Origin of the sequence: Acinetobacter lanii (assembly GCF_011578285.1) — a bacterium.
Lineage (GTDB): Bacteria > Pseudomonadota > Gammaproteobacteria > Pseudomonadales > Moraxellaceae > Acinetobacter > Acinetobacter lanii.
Window position 1 is genome coordinate 2884756 of record NZ_CP049916.1, and the last position, 19413, is coordinate 2904168.

General features: G+C 42.5%; 18 protein-coding genes. 5 read left to right on the forward strand and 13 right to left on the reverse strand.

All coding sequences use genetic code 11. From position 1 onward, the window contains the following. Positions 1 to 10: 10 nt before the first annotated feature. The 3 genes from G8D99_RS13075 to G8D99_RS13085 all read right to left on the reverse strand — a co-directional run bounded on the left by G8D99_RS13075 (position 11) and on the right by G8D99_RS13085 (position 2706). Entirely contained in the window at positions 11 to 844 is an 834-nt protein-coding gene (locus tag G8D99_RS13075; RefSeq protein ID WP_166326631.1) for an energy transducer TonB, read from the reverse strand. Positions 845 to 1058: 214 nt separating this feature from the next. Next, positions 1059 to 1925 carry a formyltetrahydrofolate deformylase gene (gene purU, locus G8D99_RS13080; RefSeq protein WP_166326633.1) on the reverse strand — a complete coding sequence of 289 codons (867 nt, stop codon included), beginning with the start codon at positions 1923 to 1925 and terminating at the stop codon, positions 1059 to 1061. A gap of 88 nt (positions 1926 to 2013) precedes the next feature. Further along, complete coding sequence (locus G8D99_RS13085; RefSeq protein WP_166326635.1) at positions 2014 to 2706, reverse strand: TetR/AcrR family transcriptional regulator; 693 nt, start codon at positions 2704 to 2706, stop codon at positions 2014 to 2016. Positions 2707 to 2826: 120 nt separating this feature from the next. Between G8D99_RS13085 and G8D99_RS13090 the strand changes: the two genes are divergently transcribed. The 4 genes from G8D99_RS13090 to G8D99_RS13105 all read left to right on the forward strand — a co-directional run bounded on the left by G8D99_RS13090 (position 2827) and on the right by G8D99_RS13105 (position 6712). After that, positions 2827 to 4275 (forward strand): coniferyl aldehyde dehydrogenase, encoded by a 1449-nt coding sequence (locus G8D99_RS13090; protein WP_166326637.1) that lies wholly within the window; start codon positions 2827 to 2829, stop codon positions 4273 to 4275. Between the two features lie 165 nt (positions 4276 to 4440). Then, positions 4441 to 4677: a 50S ribosomal protein L28 gene (rpmB, locus tag G8D99_RS13095; RefSeq protein WP_000048256.1), complete on the forward strand. Its 237-nt coding sequence runs from the start codon at positions 4441 to 4443 to the stop codon at positions 4675 to 4677. 12 nt (positions 4678 to 4689) lie between these two features. Next, positions 4690 to 4845 carry a 50S ribosomal protein L33 gene (rpmG, locus tag G8D99_RS13100; protein ID WP_001205031.1) on the forward strand — a complete coding sequence of 52 codons (156 nt, stop codon included), beginning with the start codon at positions 4690 to 4692 and terminating at the stop codon, positions 4843 to 4845. Positions 4846 to 4993: 148 nt separating this feature from the next. Continuing rightward, the gene (locus G8D99_RS13105; protein WP_166326639.1) at positions 4994 to 6712 is read left to right on the forward strand and encodes a cation:proton antiporter; all 1719 of its coding nucleotides are present in this window, start codon (positions 4994 to 4996) and stop codon (positions 6710 to 6712) included. A gap of 75 nt (positions 6713 to 6787) precedes the next feature. On the opposite strand, the gene G8D99_RS13110 is transcribed toward G8D99_RS13105, so the two are convergent. The 10 genes from G8D99_RS13110 to G8D99_RS13155 all read right to left on the reverse strand — a co-directional run bounded on the left by G8D99_RS13110 (position 6788) and on the right by G8D99_RS13155 (position 17413). Next, the gene (locus tag G8D99_RS13110) at positions 6788 to 7066 is read right to left on the reverse strand and encodes a hypothetical protein (protein WP_166326640.1); all 279 of its coding nucleotides are present in this window, start codon (positions 7064 to 7066) and stop codon (positions 6788 to 6790) included. Between the two features lie 124 nt (positions 7067 to 7190). Continuing rightward, complete coding sequence (locus G8D99_RS13115; protein WP_166326641.1) at positions 7191 to 7694, reverse strand: DUF6586 family protein; 504 nt, start codon at positions 7692 to 7694, stop codon at positions 7191 to 7193. A gap of 209 nt (positions 7695 to 7903) precedes the next feature. Beyond that, a complete protein-coding gene (locus G8D99_RS13120) occupies positions 7904 to 8170 on the reverse strand; it encodes an RNA recognition motif domain-containing protein (protein ID WP_166326642.1) in 267 nt (88 codons plus the stop codon). A gap of 95 nt (positions 8171 to 8265) precedes the next feature. Next, the gene (locus G8D99_RS13125; RefSeq protein WP_166326643.1) at positions 8266 to 10257 is read right to left on the reverse strand and encodes an ATP-dependent helicase; all 1992 of its coding nucleotides are present in this window, start codon (positions 10255 to 10257) and stop codon (positions 8266 to 8268) included. Positions 10258 to 10390: 133 nt separating this feature from the next. Then, on the reverse strand, positions 10391 to 11527 hold the full coding sequence (locus G8D99_RS13130; protein WP_166326644.1) for a glycerate kinase family protein: 1137 nt from the start codon (positions 11525 to 11527) through the stop codon (positions 10391 to 10393). Between the two features lie 203 nt (positions 11528 to 11730). Next, positions 11731 to 12489 (reverse strand): hypothetical protein, encoded by a 759-nt coding sequence (locus tag G8D99_RS13135; RefSeq protein ID WP_166326645.1) that lies wholly within the window; start codon positions 12487 to 12489, stop codon positions 11731 to 11733. 347 nt (positions 12490 to 12836) lie between these two features. Beyond that, positions 12837 to 15479: a type I DNA topoisomerase gene (gene topA / locus G8D99_RS13140; RefSeq protein ID WP_166326646.1), complete on the reverse strand. Its 2643-nt coding sequence runs from the start codon at positions 15477 to 15479 to the stop codon at positions 12837 to 12839. 36 nt (positions 15480 to 15515) lie between these two features. Then, a complete protein-coding gene (locus G8D99_RS13145) occupies positions 15516 to 15965 on the reverse strand; it encodes an ammonium transporter (RefSeq protein WP_166326647.1) in 450 nt (149 codons plus the stop codon). A 69-nt stretch (positions 15966 to 16034) separates the two neighbouring features. After that, positions 16035 to 17069, reverse strand: coding sequence for a hypothetical protein (locus tag G8D99_RS13150; RefSeq protein ID WP_166326649.1), 1035 nt, complete (start codon positions 17067 to 17069; stop codon positions 16035 to 16037). Positions 17070 to 17167: 98 nt separating this feature from the next. Continuing rightward, on the reverse strand, positions 17168 to 17413 hold the full coding sequence (locus tag G8D99_RS13155) for a SlyX family protein (RefSeq protein ID WP_166326651.1): 246 nt from the start codon (positions 17411 to 17413) through the stop codon (positions 17168 to 17170). 33 nt (positions 17414 to 17446) lie between these two features. Between G8D99_RS13155 and G8D99_RS13160 the strand changes: the two genes are divergently transcribed. Beyond that, positions 17447 to 19351, forward strand: a complete 1905-nt coding sequence (locus G8D99_RS13160) for an ATP-binding cassette domain-containing protein (protein WP_166326653.1) — start codon at positions 17447 to 17449, stop codon at positions 19349 to 19351. The last annotated feature ends 62 nt before the right edge of the window (positions 19352 to 19413 follow it).

A 19413-nucleotide genomic window follows, 5' to 3' on the forward strand; every position in this document is an offset into this window, starting at 1 on the left:
CTAATGATAGTTAGCCGTTAGAATTCAACTTTAATTCAAATGGTTGTTGCGCTTTAAATGGATACGCTACACCATTTTCCTTATAAGGTCTGAATTTTGCACCCCGCACTGCGCGGACAATCTTTTGGTCAAGGGCATCAAGGCCACTTGAACGAATCACTTTAACATTGGTGACATGACCGCTCGCATCTGCATCAATTTCAACAACGATGGTACGGTCAGATCCTTTTAAATCTGCATTGGTATAAGACGGACGTGGTGAACGTACCCAAGAAATTTGACCTGCACTTAAGCTACGCGGTTTATTGCGTGCTTCTTGGGCACGACGTTCTGCTTCCTCACGTGCCTGTTGCTCACGGGCTTGTTGTTCACGCATTTGCTGATCACGTGCTTGTTGCTCACGTTGCTCCTGCTCACGCTTTTGTTGATCTAAACGTTCTTGCTGTTGGCGTTGTTGTTCTAAACGCTCCTGCTCACGCTTTTGTTTTTCTTGCGTGTCATCGACCACAGGTTTGGGTTTTTCAACCTGAGGTTTAGGCTTTTCCGCAATAATTTTCGGCTTCACCACAGGCGGCGGCTCAACCACTTTTGGCTCAGGCTTTGGCATCACTTGAGGCTTCACAGGAGGTGGTGGCGGAGGCGGAGGTGGTGGTGCATCTTCAGTAATTTGCACAAAACGCACTTTAATTGGATCTTTTTCTATTTTTTTGAGTTCTGGGCCTGACATTTGGCTAATCGCAAACAAAACCCCCACATGTCCAATCGCTACTGCAATGAGTGCAGCAAGGACTTTCTTTCTCATGGGATTTGGATTTTGCAACGAAGAAGCAGGAGATTGACTCATTAAAATCTGGGACCTAATAAAAGCGATGTTACACCGAATCAGGTGTAATCAATCAAGCTCATCGGTTAGCACAATTAAAGTGCCTTAATAATAAATGAGAAGTGTTTTCATTTGCAACTATTAAATCGTCTGTTTTAATGAGTTTTTTGAATGCTCAATAAAAAAGGCATACTTCAAGTATGCCTTTTTTAAATCACTTTAAAAGATTCAAATATTATTGAAATACAACGGTTTTGTTGCCATCAACAATAATACGATCTTCCAAATGCCATTTTACTGCGCGTGCCAAAACGTTACGTTCCACGTCTTGACCTAGATCACGGAGCTGCTCAACGGTAAAGTCATGATTCACACGTTCAACATCTTGCTCAATAATTGGACCTTGGTCCAAATCAGCCGTTACATAATGCGCAGTTGCACCAATCAATTTCACGCCTTTTTCATGGGCTTGTTTGTACGGATTTGCACCGACAAAAGCAGGCAAGAATGAATGGTGAATGTTGATCACCTTCATTTCCCATTTTTGTACAAATTCTTCATCCAAAATTTGCATATAGCGCGCCAAGACGAGCAAATCATTGCCCTGCATCAATTCATCAATTTGTGCATAAGCTTCGCGTTTGTTGTCTTTGGTCACAGGTACCACTTCAAATGGAATACCGAAGTTTTCAACCGATTCACGTAGTGTTTCATGGTTGGACACCACTTTGGTGATTTCGCATGGTAAACCACCACGCGCGTGACGCCATAGTAGTTCAAGCAAAGCGTGATCGACTTTCGAGACCAAAATCCCGACTTTCTTGACATCGCTCACCAATGCCAAACGCCATTGCATTTCATAGCGCTCTGCCACATTGGCAGCAAAAGTTTGGGTTAAGTTCTCTTTACGGCTTTGCAAGCTGTCCAATTCAAACTCAACACGCATGAAATAACGCCCGCCCTGAGCCGCTGTTGCATATTGATCAAGCGCAGTAATATTTGCCCCTTGATGATACAAAAAGCTCGATACAGCTTGCACGATACCCGGCTTGTCTTCACAAGTAATCAGTAGACGTGCTGTGTTGGCAGTGGTCATATTCATTTTGATTTATATCACTTAACAGTTAAATTGAAAAATAGCCGAGTATTCTAACGCTTTTTAAGTCGCTTTCAAATTGTCTTGGCTCAAATTAATCTGACCGATCGGCAGATAAACTGGCAAACAATTCAGACGGTCCCAAAGTTTCCATGAGCTTTTCATAGGTCTGGCGACTTTCACCACGCAAATACGGTCCTTCTAAGAACACCATTTGACGCAAGGCTTGCCACACCCATTTTTCATCTAAATGATTGGAGTCTTTTAAATGACCCGACATATACAAGAAATTGGTCCAGTTGGTCAGCACAATCCATAAGTTAATGATCAGCGCTTCAATTTCTGAGGCGGTCATTTGCATCAAGCCAGCATCGACAAAGGCTTGATAGATTTTCTGCCCCTGTTGCATCACCTTACCGGCAAAACGAGGGTAAATTTTGCGGAAGTCATCATTGTTTTCAATCAAATGATACACATCACGATGCAAGAAACGGTAATCCCACATCTGGCTGCTGAGCACTTGGAAATAGCGAATTTTATCATTGGCATTGACTTCACGGTCATCGGGTAATGACAACAAATCCAAAGTTTCTTTTTGGTATTGCTCCATCAACTCTTTAATGATTTCTTGCTTATTGCGGAAGTGATAATACAAGTTACCCGGGCTGATATTCATCTCAGCGGCAATATGATTGGTGGTTACTGTGCGTTCCCCACGTTCATTAAAAAGTTGCAAACTGATTTGCAAAATTCTGTCTTTGGTTTTTAACGTTTTGGAATGCGACATCCTAATACCATCTGTGACCGTGTATACCGTTAGCAAACGCTAACACAAAAGTGACTTGACTTTTAGAGTAATTACTCTAAAAATGAAAAATATATTAACCCTACATTAGTGGTACTGGTCATGAACAGTCAAACAAAAACAAGCTTAATGACGACTGAAACAGCGGAAGTTCAACAAATCCATGATCTTCTTGCCTTACAGAAAGAGGCATACCGCCGTTATCCCCTGCCAACGGCCAAAGAACGTATCGAACGCTTGGCGCGTCTTAAAAAAGTTTTGGTAAAATACCAAGACCAATTTGCTGAAGCCATCAGCCAAGATTATGGTAACCGCTCGGTTGCAGAAACCAAAATTGGTGAGTTGCTGACCTCTTTAGAACAGATTAAATATTATAGCAAGCATTTGACTGAATGGATGAAACCATCGAAACGTCATATCGGACTTTTACATCAACCAGCAAAAGCATGGGTACAATATCAACCGATGGGGGTCGTCGGGATTATTGCACCGTGGAACTACCCACTGTTATTGGCGATGAGTCCGCTGATCTGTGCTTTGGCAGCCGGTAACCATGCCATGATCAAAGTTTCGAGTTCATCGAGTCAATTTGGCTTTGTATTGCAAAATGCACTGTCTGAAGCGTTTCCACAAGAATTGGTTGCAGTGGTCAATGGCGGTGGAGTGATATCTGACACCTTTAGTCATTTGGCGTTTGATAAGTTGGTATTCACTGGCTCAACCAATGTCGGTAAAACCGTCATGAAAGCGGCCTCTGAAAACTTAGTCCCTGTGATTTTAGAACTTGGTGGTAAATCGCCTGTGGTGGTACACCCCTCCATCGATCTCAAAGATGTGGCTGAACGTGTGGTGTTTGGAAAACTGTGGAATGCAGGTCAAACCTGTGTCGCACCGGATTATATTTTCCTACCAAAAGGCAAAACCGCTGAATTTGTACAACAGTTCAAAAAAGTCGCAATCAGCATGTATCCAAGCATTCGCGACAATCCAGACTATACCTCTATGGTCAATGACAAACAGAACCGTCGTGTCCAAGGTTATTTAGAGGATGCTGCGAATAAAGGTGCACAGCGCATTGAAATTAATCCAAAAAATGAAGATTTAACGGCTGTTCGTAAGATTGCACCGACACTCCTCACTGGCGTGACTGCAGATATGGAGATCATGAAAAATGAGATCTTTGGACCGGTACTTCCGATCTTAGAATATGAACAAATAGACGAAGTGATCGAGTTTATTAATGACCGACCCCGCCCTCTTGCATTATACTACTTCGACTTTGATGACTCGCGAGCTGAATATGTCGCTCAGCGAACCCATTCAGGGCATTTTGGGCAAAATGCTGTTGTGACCCATGTTGCACAAGACGACTTACCATTTGGGGGTGTCGGTGCATCGGGGATGGGTAGATATCATGGCCCTGAAGGCTTCTTCAATCTTTCAAATGAACGCTCAGTGATGTCTGTGCCTAAGCTGTTTAGCTTAAAATACATCCTACCGCCATTTAATCGGTCGATTCCAAGCATTATTCAGAAAGCCTTTCTACGTTAAATGATCAAGGCATGATCTATCACACCTCATCATGCCTTATTTTTACCAATTCCGCTTGTCTTTTAAGCGTATTTTTGGTATAAAACGCCCCTTGAAAGAATTCAATCCGTTTATTTTTGACTGGCCATACAGATTTGCTGTTGGCTGAATCAATGGAGTTACACCATGTCTAAGGTTTGCCAAGTTACCGGCAAGCGTCCAGTCGTTGGTAACAACGTCTCACACGCCAACAACAAAACTAAGCGCCGGTTCGAGCCGAACCTGCACCACCACCGTTTCTGGTTAGAAAGCGAAAAACGTTTTGTACGTCTTCGTTTAACCACTAAAGGTATGCGTATTATCGACAAATTGGGTATCGAAAAGGTTGTTGCTGACCTACGTGCTCAAGGTCAAAAGATCTAAGGAGTCTGAACCATGCGTGATAAAATTCGCCTAGTTTCTTCTGCTGGTACAGGTTATTTCTATACCACAACTAAGAACAAACGTACTATGCCGGAAAAAATGGAAATCAAAAAATTTGATCCAAAAATCCGTCAACACGTAATTTTCAAAGAAGCTAAAATTAAATAATTTTGGTTTTCTTAAAAAAACGGCCCCTATGGGTCGTTTTTTTTGCCTTTTTTTTATGCGACTTGTTACACTTAAAACAAATATTTGGCATTAATTGTGCTTTTAATAACTTTTTCTTTTTCCTCCTACCCATTTTAAGGAGTTTTTAGTGCCTCATGATGTAGATCTGATTATTTTGCTGGCAGTTGGTTTTGGTATCGCCCTTATTTTTGGTTATATCGCTGCACGCTTGCGTCTACCCCCCTTAATTGGATATTTGATTGCCGGGATTATTATTAGTCCAAATACCCCCGGTGTAGTTGCCGATTTAGCCCTTGCCAATCAACTCGCAGAACTCGGTGTCATGTTCCTGATGTTTGGTGTCGGGATGCATTTTTCTTTAAATGACTTACTGCAAGTACGACGCATTGCACTGCCGGGTGCCATTTTACAGATTGCAGTTGCCACCTTGCTCGGTATGGGGATTTCATACTTATGGGGTTGGAGCCTAGGTCAATCCTTGGTTTTTGGTTTAAGCCTCTCCTGTGCCAGCACCGTGGTCCTACTCAAAGCCTTGGGGGACAAGGGCTTACTCAACTCGGTCAATGGTAAAATCGCAGTCGGTTGGCTCTTGGTCGAAGATTTAGTGATGGTTTTAGTGCTAGTCCTTTTACCTGCAACAGCAGTCTTGCTAGGTGGTCATGCGCCTGTAGGACATGAAGCTGACGGCAACATTTGGTTGACACTCGGCATCACTTTACTCAAAGTCACCGGCTTTATTGCCTTCATGTTGATTATAGGCAAACGTCTTGTCCCGATGATCATGCAATATGTGGCGCGTTTAGGCTCTAGAGAGCTTTTTACCCTGACCGTCGTTGCAGCAGCAGTGTCGATAGCCTATGGCTCATACGCGATCTTTGGCGTTTCTATGGCACTAGGCGCCTTCTTTGCCGGCATGGTGGTCAAAGAATCTGACTTTAGTCATCGTGCTGAAGAAGAAACCCTCCCCCTGCGTGAAATCTTTTCAATTCTGTTCTTTGTTTCGGTCGGTATGTTATTCGACCCAAGCATCATCGTTGAACAACCCCTCCATATTTTGGCAGTAATTGCGATTATTATGGTGGGCAAAACCATCGCAGCCATGGCCTTGGTGTTATTCTTCCGCTATCCGCTGAATACAGCTTTAACCGTCGGTGCCAGCTTGGCACAAATTGGAGAATTCTCTTTTATCTTGGCCACTTTAGGTTTGTCATTGGGTTTACTGACCTCAGAAGCACAGAATCTGATTTTGGCAGGTGCATTATTCTCTATCACGCTAAATTCATTTTTATTTTCAGCCATCGAACCGATTCAAAACTGGATTCGTGAACGTTCACATTTGGCGCGTTTGCTTGAACGTAGTGGTGACCCACTTGCCATGCTCCCCGATGAGGTGTCACAGGATTATCTGCGTGATCAGGTGGTGATTGTGGGTTATGGCGAGGTCGGTCGACGTATTACCACAACTTTAATGAATGATGGGATTAAGGTGGTGATTGCAGAAGAAAGTCGTGAAAAAGTTGAACGTCTACGTGAAAAAGGGATTGCTGCGGTATCCGGTCGTGCAACGGAGCCAGGGGTATTGATTCAAGCGCATATTCAACATGCTCGTCTACTGATCATTTCTCCAATGGATATTTTAGACATTCACAAAATTGTGGATACTGTGAAGTTGCTCAATCCTCAAATTCAAGTTTTAGTGTGTGCCGAGAATAAAGAAGAAGCGGAAGTGATCCGTGCGGACAATATTGGTCAAGTCTATTATGCCAAAGAAGAAATGGCGAAGAATATGAGCAATCATATTTTAAATCAGATTCAATTGGCGCATCACCAACAACCTTCACACTAATCCTTACAATACATTTGTCAGCCAATAAAAAACCGCATTTCAAATGCGGTTTTTTGTGCGAAGTGCTACACCATATTAACTGAGAAACTTCGGCTTCTCCGTCACCACTTCTGCATCCCATTCATTGGCTTGTTTTTCCAGTAAGGCAAACAATGCCGCTTGAATCATATGCTGTGCAATCACCGGCATTTGATCACCCAATAATGCTTTAATGTCATCATTAAATTGAATGGTCAATAAAGGGTCTTTTTCAGAGTCAGCATTACGTAAAGCCAGCTCACCACCTTCAAGCTGAACCAATTCAAGAATCGCTTCTTGAGTCCCAAAAATTTCTTTTAACTGCTCTATAGACATACACCCTCCATGACCTTCATGGTGACAAAATGCCGAATGCACTTTGCTTCGCTTAGACTCTTGTATATAAGATCACTTTAATCAAATTTCAAGGGATTATGCAAAAAAACTGAGTCAGCTTCTACTAAAACTCAACCATTTCATTACGAAAACCATCAATCAATTGGGTCAAGTCACGATGCCATTCTCTTAAAATTTGCGTATCCGGCAACCATGCTTGTGGCGTTTGGGTGACTTTAATAATTAAGTTTGATGAGGTTTCATCTTCAGGTTCGGGCGCACTCGGTTCAGGGGCATACTGACACATCCGATACGCCCGTTTGAGTTCAGCAATAAAACCTTGTTTTGCCAGTTGCTGCATCACCGTTACTTCAGGCGACACTTGTCCCTTATCTGCCATATGCTCTTCAATCGACTTTAAGGTCGGTGCTAAATCATTTAAGCGGTAGTAACGCACCAGTTCTTGTAAAAAAGCCAATACCGCACCATGCAAATGAAACACCGCAGCTTCACGATGTGCTTGTGCTTGCTGAACATGATCGGTTCGCTCCGATTGCTGACATGCAAGACGTGCAAAATATAATTTTTGATTGGTACGATCGGCATGAAAGCGAGCAACACGAGACATATGACTATCCTAAACGGGGGCTTTTGTATCGACTTTAAGATTAAACTGTATTCAAATAAATTCACAATAAAATTTATGCATGATCTATTTCAATGAAATAGATGTTTCACCTGTGTTTTTTGACATGAATATTGCAGACTTGAATCAGATGGATTACAGAGCATTGTGATCTTTCCACATATAAAAAAAGGAGCATAGGCTCCTTTTAATTATTTGCTTTCCGCTTGGTCAGCAGGTTTATCTTCAGCTTGCTTCACGCGGATACCTTGACCATGCAAACGGAGCGTGTTCAAGCCTTTAATGGCTTTTACCGCTTCACGACCATGTGGCATTTCAACAAAGGCAAAACCTTTCGATTTCTTGGTCACTTCATCCATCACCAAAGTACATGAATCGACTGTGCCATATGCTTGAAAGAGTTTAAGTAATTCAGCTTGTGGAACCGTACGATCTAAATTACGAACTAAAATTTTCATTTTACAACCTTAAAAATAGGCAAAATCATCAAAAAGCTCTCGCCTACTCGACTTTTTGAACTTCGCAAAAATATAAACAGCGCAATGGCTATAGTCTAATCGAGATCGATGCCAAAATCTAAATTAATCGACTGACGTTCAATTAAGGCACTTTTTACCGTTTGCTGACGGGTTTTGTAATGCGTTTCGGTGGTACATAAATATCGAGTCAAATCATTTAAGAAATAACTTTCAATTTTGCGTCCTTGTTCATCGACTTGATCACGTGCCCAAAGGTTGAGATTTTGTTTGGTTAAGATCAATTCATTCTTGGCACGGGTTAAAGCCACATACAACACACGGCGCTCTTCTTCCACTTCATCAAAATCACCCTGCGCACGTGCATGCGGGTACTGCCCTGCCGAGACATTCGCCACATAACAGACTTTTTGCTCTGTCCCTTTGGCAGAGTGAATAGTAATGAGGGTCACCACATCATCTTCAGACTGACGCTCAATTTCTGAAATGGATACAGGATCGAGTACGTATTCTTCTAAAAACTCACTCAGCTGATCATGCTTGGCGGCCAATTGCTTAACCAGTTCAAAGTCACCGATGCGCTTAGTCCAATCTTTCTTAGCATAGTTTTCTTCAAGCTGTGCGATTAATGCCTCAATGCCTAAGCTGACACAGGCTTGGACTTGATCTTTCAGCACCAACATTTGCTTCATGATCAGTAATGTCTGTTCAGGAATACGTCCAAAGCGCTCGAGTTTTTCAAAGATTTTATCTTGCTCAGTTTCAACCAACAGTTGCTGCGCCAACTTACTAGCCCCGACATCCCCAACCCCGTTCCACAGCGTTAAAAAGCGCATCCAAGCAATATCATCTGCCGGATTAGCAATTACTCGAAGTAAACTCAGCAAGTCTTTGACATGCGCTGTTTCAAGTAATTTCATGCCCCCAATAAACCGATAAGGCACATTGGCTTGAATAAATGCCGCTTCAATATGTCGTGCGGCAAAACTCGAGCGCACCAAGACCATATGGTCATTCCAAGCCGCCCCTTCTAAAAAGTGACGCTCTTTAATATCAATGGCAATCCATTTGGCTTCATCAAATTCATTCGGGAAAATATGTAGTTTCGGTTTAATACCATCACCACGGTAGGCTTCTAATTTTTTATCATAATTAATCGAGCTTTGATCGAGCAGCCAATTGGATAAATCTAAAATCTCTTGAGTTGAGCGATAGTTTTTTTCCAATTTAAAAATTTCCGCATCAGGCACACGGTCTTTGAAATGATGAATATTTTCAAAGTCTGCGCCCCGAAAGCCATAAATTGACTGGGCGTCGTCTCCCACACAGAACAAACTGGTTTTGTCTTTTAACGGTTCGAGCAGTGCCCATTGCAATGGATTGGTGTCTTGCATCTCATCGACCAGCATGTGCTGGCATAAGCTCGATACATAGTCCACCAAACCCTCAGATTGCGCTAAAGCTGAAGCCACCACTGCCAAGATATCGTCATAATCTAAAAAGTGACGTGCCCGCTTGCGTGTTTCATACTCTTTCATGATCTCAGCAATTTGCGCTTTGTATTCTAAAAACTCAGGCAATTGCTTTTCTAAGGCTAAGCTGAGTTTTTGACGGGTATTCCGTGCAAATGAATATAGATCACACAGTTCTTTCGGCTTAGGCAAAGCATTTGGATTTTTCTTGTCGTCTTTGCCACGAATCAATCTAAACATCATCAGCTGATCATCACGATCAATAATGGAAAATTGATCTAAGCCAAAAGCTTTAGGCGCACGGCGTAGTAAGAACATACAAAAGGTATGAAAAGTAGAAGCACGCAGACCTTTGGCTTGATCACCCAAAGCCAATTCAACCCGCGCCACAATTTCACTGGCTGAACGACGGGTAAAAGTCAAAATTTGAATTTGATTGGCAGGCACACCTTGATCAATCAAATAGGCTGCACGTGCCACAATGGTTTTGGTTTTACCACAACCTGCTCCTGCCAAAACCAAGCTATGCTTTGTTTGAGTTGTTGCTGCTTGTTTTTGCTGAGGATTTAACTCATTAATCAGGTTGGCTAAACTCATAATTTCTCATCTATTCGTGGACACGAGTAGTTTAACAAAACTCTGCCCATAGACATAAAAACTCTTTTTAAAATACTACCTGTATGTGTTTAAAAGACATCTTAAATGAGCTTGGAAATCAATACACCATCTTTTATATCCAACCCGCGACAACTTTCTGGCAAGTTGTTTCCAAATTTTTCTCGGCATTTTTCAATGCCGTTTGTAAGTCACAATCAGGCTCATTTATGCCCATAATGTGCGAAAAGCCTTCTTGCAACAACGCTTCAACTCCCTCACCGATTCGACCTGCAAAAGCGATCACCGGCTTATTCAAAATCTTCGCGACTTGCGCCACAGCCCAAGGGGTTTTACCAAATTTTGTCTGAAAGTCGATACTGCCCTCACCCGTAAGCACATAATCTGCTTGAGCAATTTTCTCGGCCAATCCTATTTCGTGAATGATCAATGCTGCACCTGATTGAATGTGTGCACCAGCAAAAGCCATCAAGCCAAAACCCAAACCACCTGCCGCACCTGCGCCTGCAACATGTTTCACGTGAATCTTAAATTGTGCTTCGACCAACTGAGCAAAATGAGCCAAGTTTGTATCTAACTGTTTGACCATGTCAGGGCTAGCACCTTTTTGCGGACCAAATACTTGCGACGCGCCATTTTCACCACAGAGTGGATTGGTGACATCACTTGCAATGATAATGTCCACTTCAGCTAAACGCGGATCTAAATGCCTTAAATCAATCTGCTCAATTTGATGGAGTTGTCCACCACCGTATCCGATTTGATTTCCCGATTGATCTAAAAGTTTCGCCCCCAAAGCTTGCGCCATGCCTGCACCGCCATCATTGGTCACACTGCCGCCTAAACCGACAATGATTTTAGTCACCCCCGAGTCTAAAGCCTGACGAATCATTTGCCCTGTGCCATAGGTCGTGGTGAATAATGGATTGCGCTGTTCAGGTGCTAATAAATCAATGCCATTGGCTTTGGCCATTTCAATCACAGCGGTTTGACCTGCATCGACCAATCCAAAATAAGTCGAGATCTGTTGTGTAGGCAAAGGCCCCATAACCTGACATGCAATTCGAGTACCATTTAATGCAGCAATCAATGCATCCACGGTGCCTTCACCACCATCTGCCATGGGGGCATGAATACACTGCGCATTGGGCAAGATCTGATGAATTCCCCGTTGCATGGCTTGGCATGCTTGTAAAGCCGTCATACTTTCTTTAAATGAGTCTGGTGCAAGTACAAAAGTCAGTGCAGTCATCCGTGTCTATTCTTTATTGGCCTTTAAGCTCAAAGCTAACTGAAATAAATGAACAAAGCTATGCGACCAATGCGTCAACTACTGAATGCAAATTGCTTTTGATGAATGAGTGCCGTTGTGAATCGATAAACAAAAAAAATGCGGATCAATTAAAACTGATCCACATCATTTTGCTGATCTACTTTAAAGAATCTACGAGTTGACTATTTTTTCCAACCCAGTTCTCGCGCTGTAATTGGCCCAATGATCATTTGATTTAACAATTGTGGCATGACACTTTTAGAGTGATCGGTTGGAATATGCCCTGCCATCAACTCCCCTTTGGTTTGTGGAAATAATGGGCTTTGGTCTGGAAATGCATAACCCTCTGGATAGTGTGGCTGTCCGGTGACTAAATCGTATTTATCTTTAGCCCCTAAAGCATGCATCAGCTCATGCACCAAAATCACTCGATTTTGTTCAGACTGCGCTTTGGATGCAAATAGGTTAATTGAACCAATCCGACCATTTTCCAAAGCAGTTGAGTGTTTCAGAACCGTGGTTTTTTTCGGGCTATAGTAGTTTAAAAATAGCGTTACATTGGCAGAACCATCAGCACCTTGATGCTGTTGCCATGCATAGAAACGGAATTTTAAGCTCCACACAATACTGTCTAAGACGGAAGGGTTTTCAGGGACTTTCGGCGGTAATTTACTTAACTCACGCCCGAATTTAAAATACACATTCACCGGTTGTACGCGATATTGCGCAGACATATTTTTAATATATTGTTGCGCCTGCATCAGATCTCGGGTGTTTAACTGTTGAATATAGCGTGTCGTGTCCGCTTCACCATCCGCATTGATCGGATGCAGATTCACAATGATTGGACGATCCCAATTGGGATGGTAATCGCGCCAAGTATTGACCCCAACCACCAGTAAGATCGCTAACAAAATTAAAATTCTGATTTTTTTCCACATTTTAATTTCTCAACTCTTGATCGGCACAATATTTGATGCTTAACGTTATTTAGCAAAAATCCCAACACTCACATGACTTTTTAATTGATCTAAAGAATCGATTAGAAAATTATATTTTAAACTTAAAAGTGTTAAAAAATAATATTATATGAATAATATTGTGACATCAAGCACATTAAATCGGGTTTAATTTAGTGTTTTGCTCTCTCTAGATCGAGGTGTTAAATCTTTTACTCATTTCTTATTCTTGTGATTTTTATCGTTTTAAAGCGTGTAACTTTTGAGCAAAAAAAATGCTGACCGGAGTCAGCATTTTTTATTAGATCTTATTCAATTAAGCTTGCGAATTAAGCATCGACCCATTTTCCATCGCGGTAGACCATACTCCACTTGGTTTGTTTGCCTTCCGCATTTTCAGAACCGACATATTGCTCTTGGTTCTTACGGCTGAATTTCACCAAGGTTGGATTCCCTTCAGGATCGGTATCCGGTGCATTCAAAATGAACTGATATTTTGGATCGAGCTGTTCAGCTACAGAACGAAGCTCTGACACTTTCGGTGCACGAGTTTCACGGACTTTCGGGAACTTACTCGCGGCCAAGAATAATCCTGCCGCGCCATCACGAAGAACAAAGAAGTCATCATGCTTGGTTGAACGTAAGTGTTCCATTTTGATTGGATCAACACGTGGTGGTGCAGGTTGACCGTTTTTCAATACTTTACGGGTGTTATCACAACTGGTGCAGGCAAAGTAAGGACCAAAACGACCGGTCTTGAGCTGCATTTCGCCATCACATTTATCACATGGAATGCTTGGACCATCATAGCCTTTAATTTTGAACTCACCTTCTTCAAGTTCAAAACCTTCACAGTCTGGATTATTACCACAAATGTGAAGTTTACGACCACCATCAATCACATAACTGTCCATTGCAGTTTCGCAAATTGGACAACGCTTTTTCGACATTAAATCCGCAGTTTCAGCACCTTCGTCATCCGACAAGACTGCCAAAGATTCTACTGGGGTTAAATTCAGCGTACCTTTACAACGTTCTTTCGGTGGCAAGTTATAGCCTGAACAGCCCAAGAACACACCCGTCGTACCGGTACGAATCTGCATTGGGCGGTCACATTCTTTACAATGCACTGCATCCACTTCCACAGGTTGATTACGGCGCATACCGTTCTCACCTTGGGCTTTGGTCAAGCGTTGTTTGAAATCACCGTAGAAATTATTGAGTAATTCTTTCCAATTACGCTCACCGTCTGCGACTTTATCGAGCTGACCTTCAAGATCTGCGGTAAAAGCATAGTTCATCAAGTTATTGAAGTTTTCATCGAGACGATCCGTCACGATTTCACCCATCTTCTCGGCAAAGAGACGACGGTTGTCGAGCTTCACATAACCACGATCTTGAATGGTCGAAATAATCGCAGCATAGGTCGATGGACGTCCAATGCCTTTTTTCTCAAGTTCTTTCACCAATGATGCTTCAGTGAAACGCGCAGGTGGTTTAGTAAAGTGTTGAGAAGGGTCTAACTTCTCGAGCTTCAACACTTCACCGACTTTGACTGCTGGCAATAACACATCATCATCTGCTTTGTTGGCGCCACGCACTTTGGTGAAACCATCAAAGACTAAGGTGCGACCTTTGGCTTTCAGTTCAACACCATTGGCATCCACTAAAATCGTAGATGATAAATATTCTGCTGGTGTCATCTGGCACGCCACAAACTGACGCCAAATCAGATCATACAAGCGCTGTGCATCACGCTCTGCACCCACCAATTGGTCGCCCTTTAGTGCAACATTAGATGGACGAATCGCTTCGTGGGCCTCTTGTGCACCGGCTTTGTTACCATAACGGTTTGGCTTGGCAGGTAAATACTTCTCACCAAACTCAGATTCGATATGACCACGCACCATATTGACCGCATCATCACTTAAGAAAGTCGAGTCGGTACGCATATAGGTGATAAAACCACCTTCATACAAACGCTGCGCCATCATCATGGTTTTCTTTACAGAGAAACCAAGACGGGTGCTGGCTGCTTGTTGCAGGGTCGATGTGATATAAGGTGCACTCGGATTGACCTTGGTTGGCTTATCTTCACGTGCAGACACTTTGTATTCAGCATCATTGAGAATTTTTAATAAAGCATCAGTTTGCGCTTTATTTTGCAGTTTTAAGGTTTTACCACCTTGTTTGACGGCTTCTAAACGAATGTCATCTTTTTTCGACTTGGTGTCTGCAAACACTTGCCAATATTCTTCAGGAATAAAGGCACGAATTTCACGTTCACGCTCTACGACTAATTTGGCTGCAACCGATTGCACGCGACCTGCTGACAAACCACGGGCAATTTTTTCCCAAAGCAATGGTGAGATCATAAAGCCCACAATGCGGTCTAAGAAACGACGGGCTTGTTGTGCATTGACTTTATCGATATCGAGGCGAGAGGGCTGTTTAAACGCTTCCTGAATGGCATTCTTGGTAATCTCGTTGAAGACCACACGTTGGTAACGTGAATCATCCCCACCAATCACTTCTTTTAAATGCCAAGCAATCGCTTCCCCTTCCCTGTCCATATCCGTTGCGAGATAAACTTCATCGACTTGCGATGCCAGTTTTTTTAATTCTGCAACCACACCTTCTTTGCCGGGAAGCACTTCATATTTGGCTTTCCAGTCATGCTCAGGATCGACCCCCATACGATTCACCAATGCATTTTGTGCTTTTTCAGCTTTTTGTTCATCGGTTAATTTGGCACGGGTGGCTGGTTTTTTTTCTGCGGTTTTTGCTGAACCACCTGTCGGTAGATCACGCACATGACCCACAGATGATTTTACGATGTAATCCGAACCCAAATACTTATTGATTGTTTTCGCTTTTGCAGGCGACTCCACAATCACTAAGGCACGTTTTTTCCCAGCTTCAGGAGATTTCGCTGTGGTGCTTTTGGATGTGGACCGAGGAGCGTTCGCCATAATGAACCGTTATTCCTATAAAATTTTGTGTATATATTAAAGTTCAGCCAATGAATGCAAATACGCTTTAATATCTTCTAACTGTGTCGCTCTAAGGTCAGATTCTTCATCCCAATAGAGTCCAACACAGTTGGCCTGCATATCAATAGCATAAATGCCCTTTAATGCAATCGGTAAATCATTAAATTTTTCATCGCCATGTACGACACGTAATTTTTGTTCTTCGACCAAGGCACGCATTAAGGGTAGACGTGCTTCTGGAATTAAAACGCTATAGTACGCCACCATACTGGCACGATTTTCAGTTGCTTTTGGAATATTTGTCCAATCTGGTGCTGCTACAAGCCGTGGATGTAACGCTATTTTTCGTGCTTTATCACGCATGATGCCCAAGGCTTTTTCTCTCGGATTAACTCTTAATCCAAAAATCGAGCCCACCACGAAAATCACGATGACAACCGTGACCCAAATTCCAACATTATCCATAGTTCAACCTTTTGTTCCTTTATTAGAGTTGCATAAGCGCAATATAAAACGCAAGTTTGTTCGCGAAAATTAATTTAAGAACATCTCATGGCTATAAATCACGGCATGTCCATTCCAATAAATATAGCCCTTTTCAATCATCTCTTTAAGTAACAACCGTACGTCAGACTTAGGAAACAGCTCTTCCAATAAATCACGCAATGCATAAATATCTTTAGGTTTTTCGCTTTTCATTGCATTGAGCTTACGGATCACTTCCATCTGCACAGGATCAATCTGATCAAAGTTTTTAAACAAATCACTTTGTACACTTTCAATCGACTGTTGCTGTTCAATCTCCGCCAAGATTTTTTGCGGATCAATATTTAAAGTCGAGAGAATTGAATCTACTTTTTCTAAAATCGCCTGTGATGCTGTCGCCGTAGGTAAGGTATTTGCCTCACTCAAATCCAATTCAACCCATTGTTTCAGTACTTTCTTTCGGAAAGACACCTGATCATCTTGGCATTTGACGATTTTTAAATTGATCAGCATGCCCACCAAATGCGTTGCCTGTTCTGCGTCCACCTGCAAAATATTACATAAGGCATTTTTCAGTTTGGCAATAGTGTTCGGCTTACCTGAATTTTTAGATGAAATTTCACAGTATTTTTTAATCTGTAATAATTGCGGATTTGCCAAAATTGCCTGTGTTGAAGGCATACTGAATTTTGCTTTGGACTTGGACTGAGCTTGAGCGGGTTCAGCTTGAATTTGAATTAAGCTACATTGAAAACCTGAAGCTGAAATCATATCCGTTAACATCGGTGCCGTGTCTTGTGCTGAGATCACTTCAATATGCGTTTCTAACTCAATTAATGCCAATAACTGTCCAACCAACACAGCGTATTCAAACTCTTTTTCTTTGGCGGTCAGTGTATCGAGCACCACAATTTGACCACTGCTGATCCATGCGGCAAGTTCAGTCAATTCTGTAAGCGGAAATTGAAACTGTCCCAAACCATTAAAAATATATAAAGTACGATAATGTTCAATAATATCTCGGAACAATTGCGCGGTCGGAACATTATTTTCAAGATCGAGAAGGACTACTTTATTGTGCATGAATCAAAGCCAAATACTGCGACAGAAAGCAGGCATTACAACGAGCTTCTGTCTAAAGGTCAAATAAAATACAGAGAATGATTGAACCAAAGTGCATGTTAGTAATGCGGCGGTTTATCCGACAGCACATCAAAAGGTGCAATGCCTTCCGATAAATCAGAAGCTTCCACACGTTGATATAAAAACTGCATTTGTTTCTTTAAATCAATGAGTTCACGTCCCTGAATGGCGATTTGAGCATTCAGCTGATCAACTAATTCATCTAAAAATGCAATTCTTACTTGCAAATCTTCTATGGGTGCGGAAAATGACGCCTGTTCATTCAGATTTTTTTGTTTAGTCATTTTAAGTCCTCATTTGGGATTTCAGGAAACAGTATGGCCTATATTACCCTAAGGGATGTCCAACTTGCGTTTGGCGGACCTTCCCTGCTCGACGGCGCGAACTTTAGTTTGGAACGCGGTGAACGAGTGTGCTTAATCGGCCGAAACGGTGAAGGTAAGTCTACTTTACTTAAACTCATTGAGGGAAGCTTACTTCCCGATCGTGGTGAAGTTTCTCTTCAAAATGGCATTACCATTGCGATGCTTGCGCAAGATGTACCGATGGATTCGGGCCGAGTGGCAGACATCGTGGCTGACGGTGCAGGTGAAGCTGCGACTGTAATGAGAGCATACCATGAAGCCAGCGAAGCATGTGTACTTGGAGACATGGAAGCCTGCGATCGCATGGGTCATTTACAGCATAAAATGGATCAGCTCGATGGCTGGGCTTTAGAAACCAAAGTTAATTCGATTTTAAGCAAGATGGGTCTAGACCCAGAAGCGGATTTGGCTGATCTTTCAGGTGGACGTAAACGCCGTGTGCTTTTAGCTCGTGCGTTACTCACTCAACCTGATGTATTGCTACTCGACGAACCAACCAACCATTTGGACGTTGAAAGTATTGAGTGGTTAGAGAAATTCTTACTCGATCAAAACAATTTAACCCTGCTGTTCATCTCGCATGACCGTTCATTTGTGGACAGTATTGCGACCCGTATTGTTGAACTTGATCGTGGCGTCCTACGCAGTTACGACGGTAACTATTCACGTTACCTTGAGCTGAAAGCGCAACAAATGGAAGCCGAAGAAAAGCAAAATGCATTGTTTGATAAACGTCTTGCGGAAGAAGAAGTGTGGATTCGTCAGGGCATCAAAGCACGTCGTACCCGTAATGAAGGTCGTGTCCGTGCGCTAAAAGCACTTCGTGAAGAATCGAAAGCACGTCGCTCGCAACAAGGCAAAGTCAGCATGGCGACTCAAGATGCCAATCGCTCAGGTAAACTGGTGTTCGATATTGAACATCTACAAGTCAAGTTTGGTGACAATACACCGATCATCAAAGACTTCTCTGCACTGGTGTTACGTGGCGACCGTATTGGTTTAGTCGGTGACAATGGTGTCGGTAAGACCACTTTGATTAAAGCCATCTTAGGTGAGCTTGAACACGGCGGTTCGGTGAAAACGGGTACACAGCTTGAAGTGGCGTACTTCGACCAATTGCGTAATGCACTTGATCTTGAAAAATCAGTCAAAGATAACGTCTCTGAAGGGTCAGATTTTGTCGATGTGAATGGCGGTCGTCGTCATATCTACAGCTACTTACAAGACTTCTTGTTCTCGCCTGAACGTGCACGTACCCCTGTAAAAGCTTTATCGGGCGGTGAACGTAACCGTATTTTGCTTGCCAAACTCCTGCTTAAACCATCGAACTTAATCGTGATGGACGAACCAACCAATGACTTAGATATGGTGACGCTCGAGCTGTTAGAAGAAATGCTTGGTGGTTACACAGGAACATTGTTGTTGATCTCGCATGACCGTGCCTTCATGGACAATGTCGTGACTTCAACATGGGTATTTGACGGCAAAGGCAATATCGATGAATACATCGGTGGTTATCAAGATTATCTTGAACAACGCCCTGATCAAACTGTAGTTGATCAAAAAAGCGATGTGAAAAAAGCCCAAGCCAAAGCTGAGGCTGCCGCAGCCGCTGCTGCACCGAAAAAAGTCAAGTTAAGCTATAAAGACCAACGTGCTTTAGAGCAACTGCCTTTAGAGATGGAAGCTCTTGAAAAAGAACAAGCAGAAATTAATGCGCAGTTGGCAGATGGCTCAATGTTTGTGTCAGATGCAGACAAAGCCATGAAGTTATCAAATCGTTTAACCGAAATTGATGATCTATTGCTTGAAAAACTCGAACGCTGGGAAGAATTAGACGCCATGACCAAAGGCTAATTTAATCTAACCTTGTGATCAAAAAATGCCGTCAAATGACGGCATTTTTTTATATCTCATTT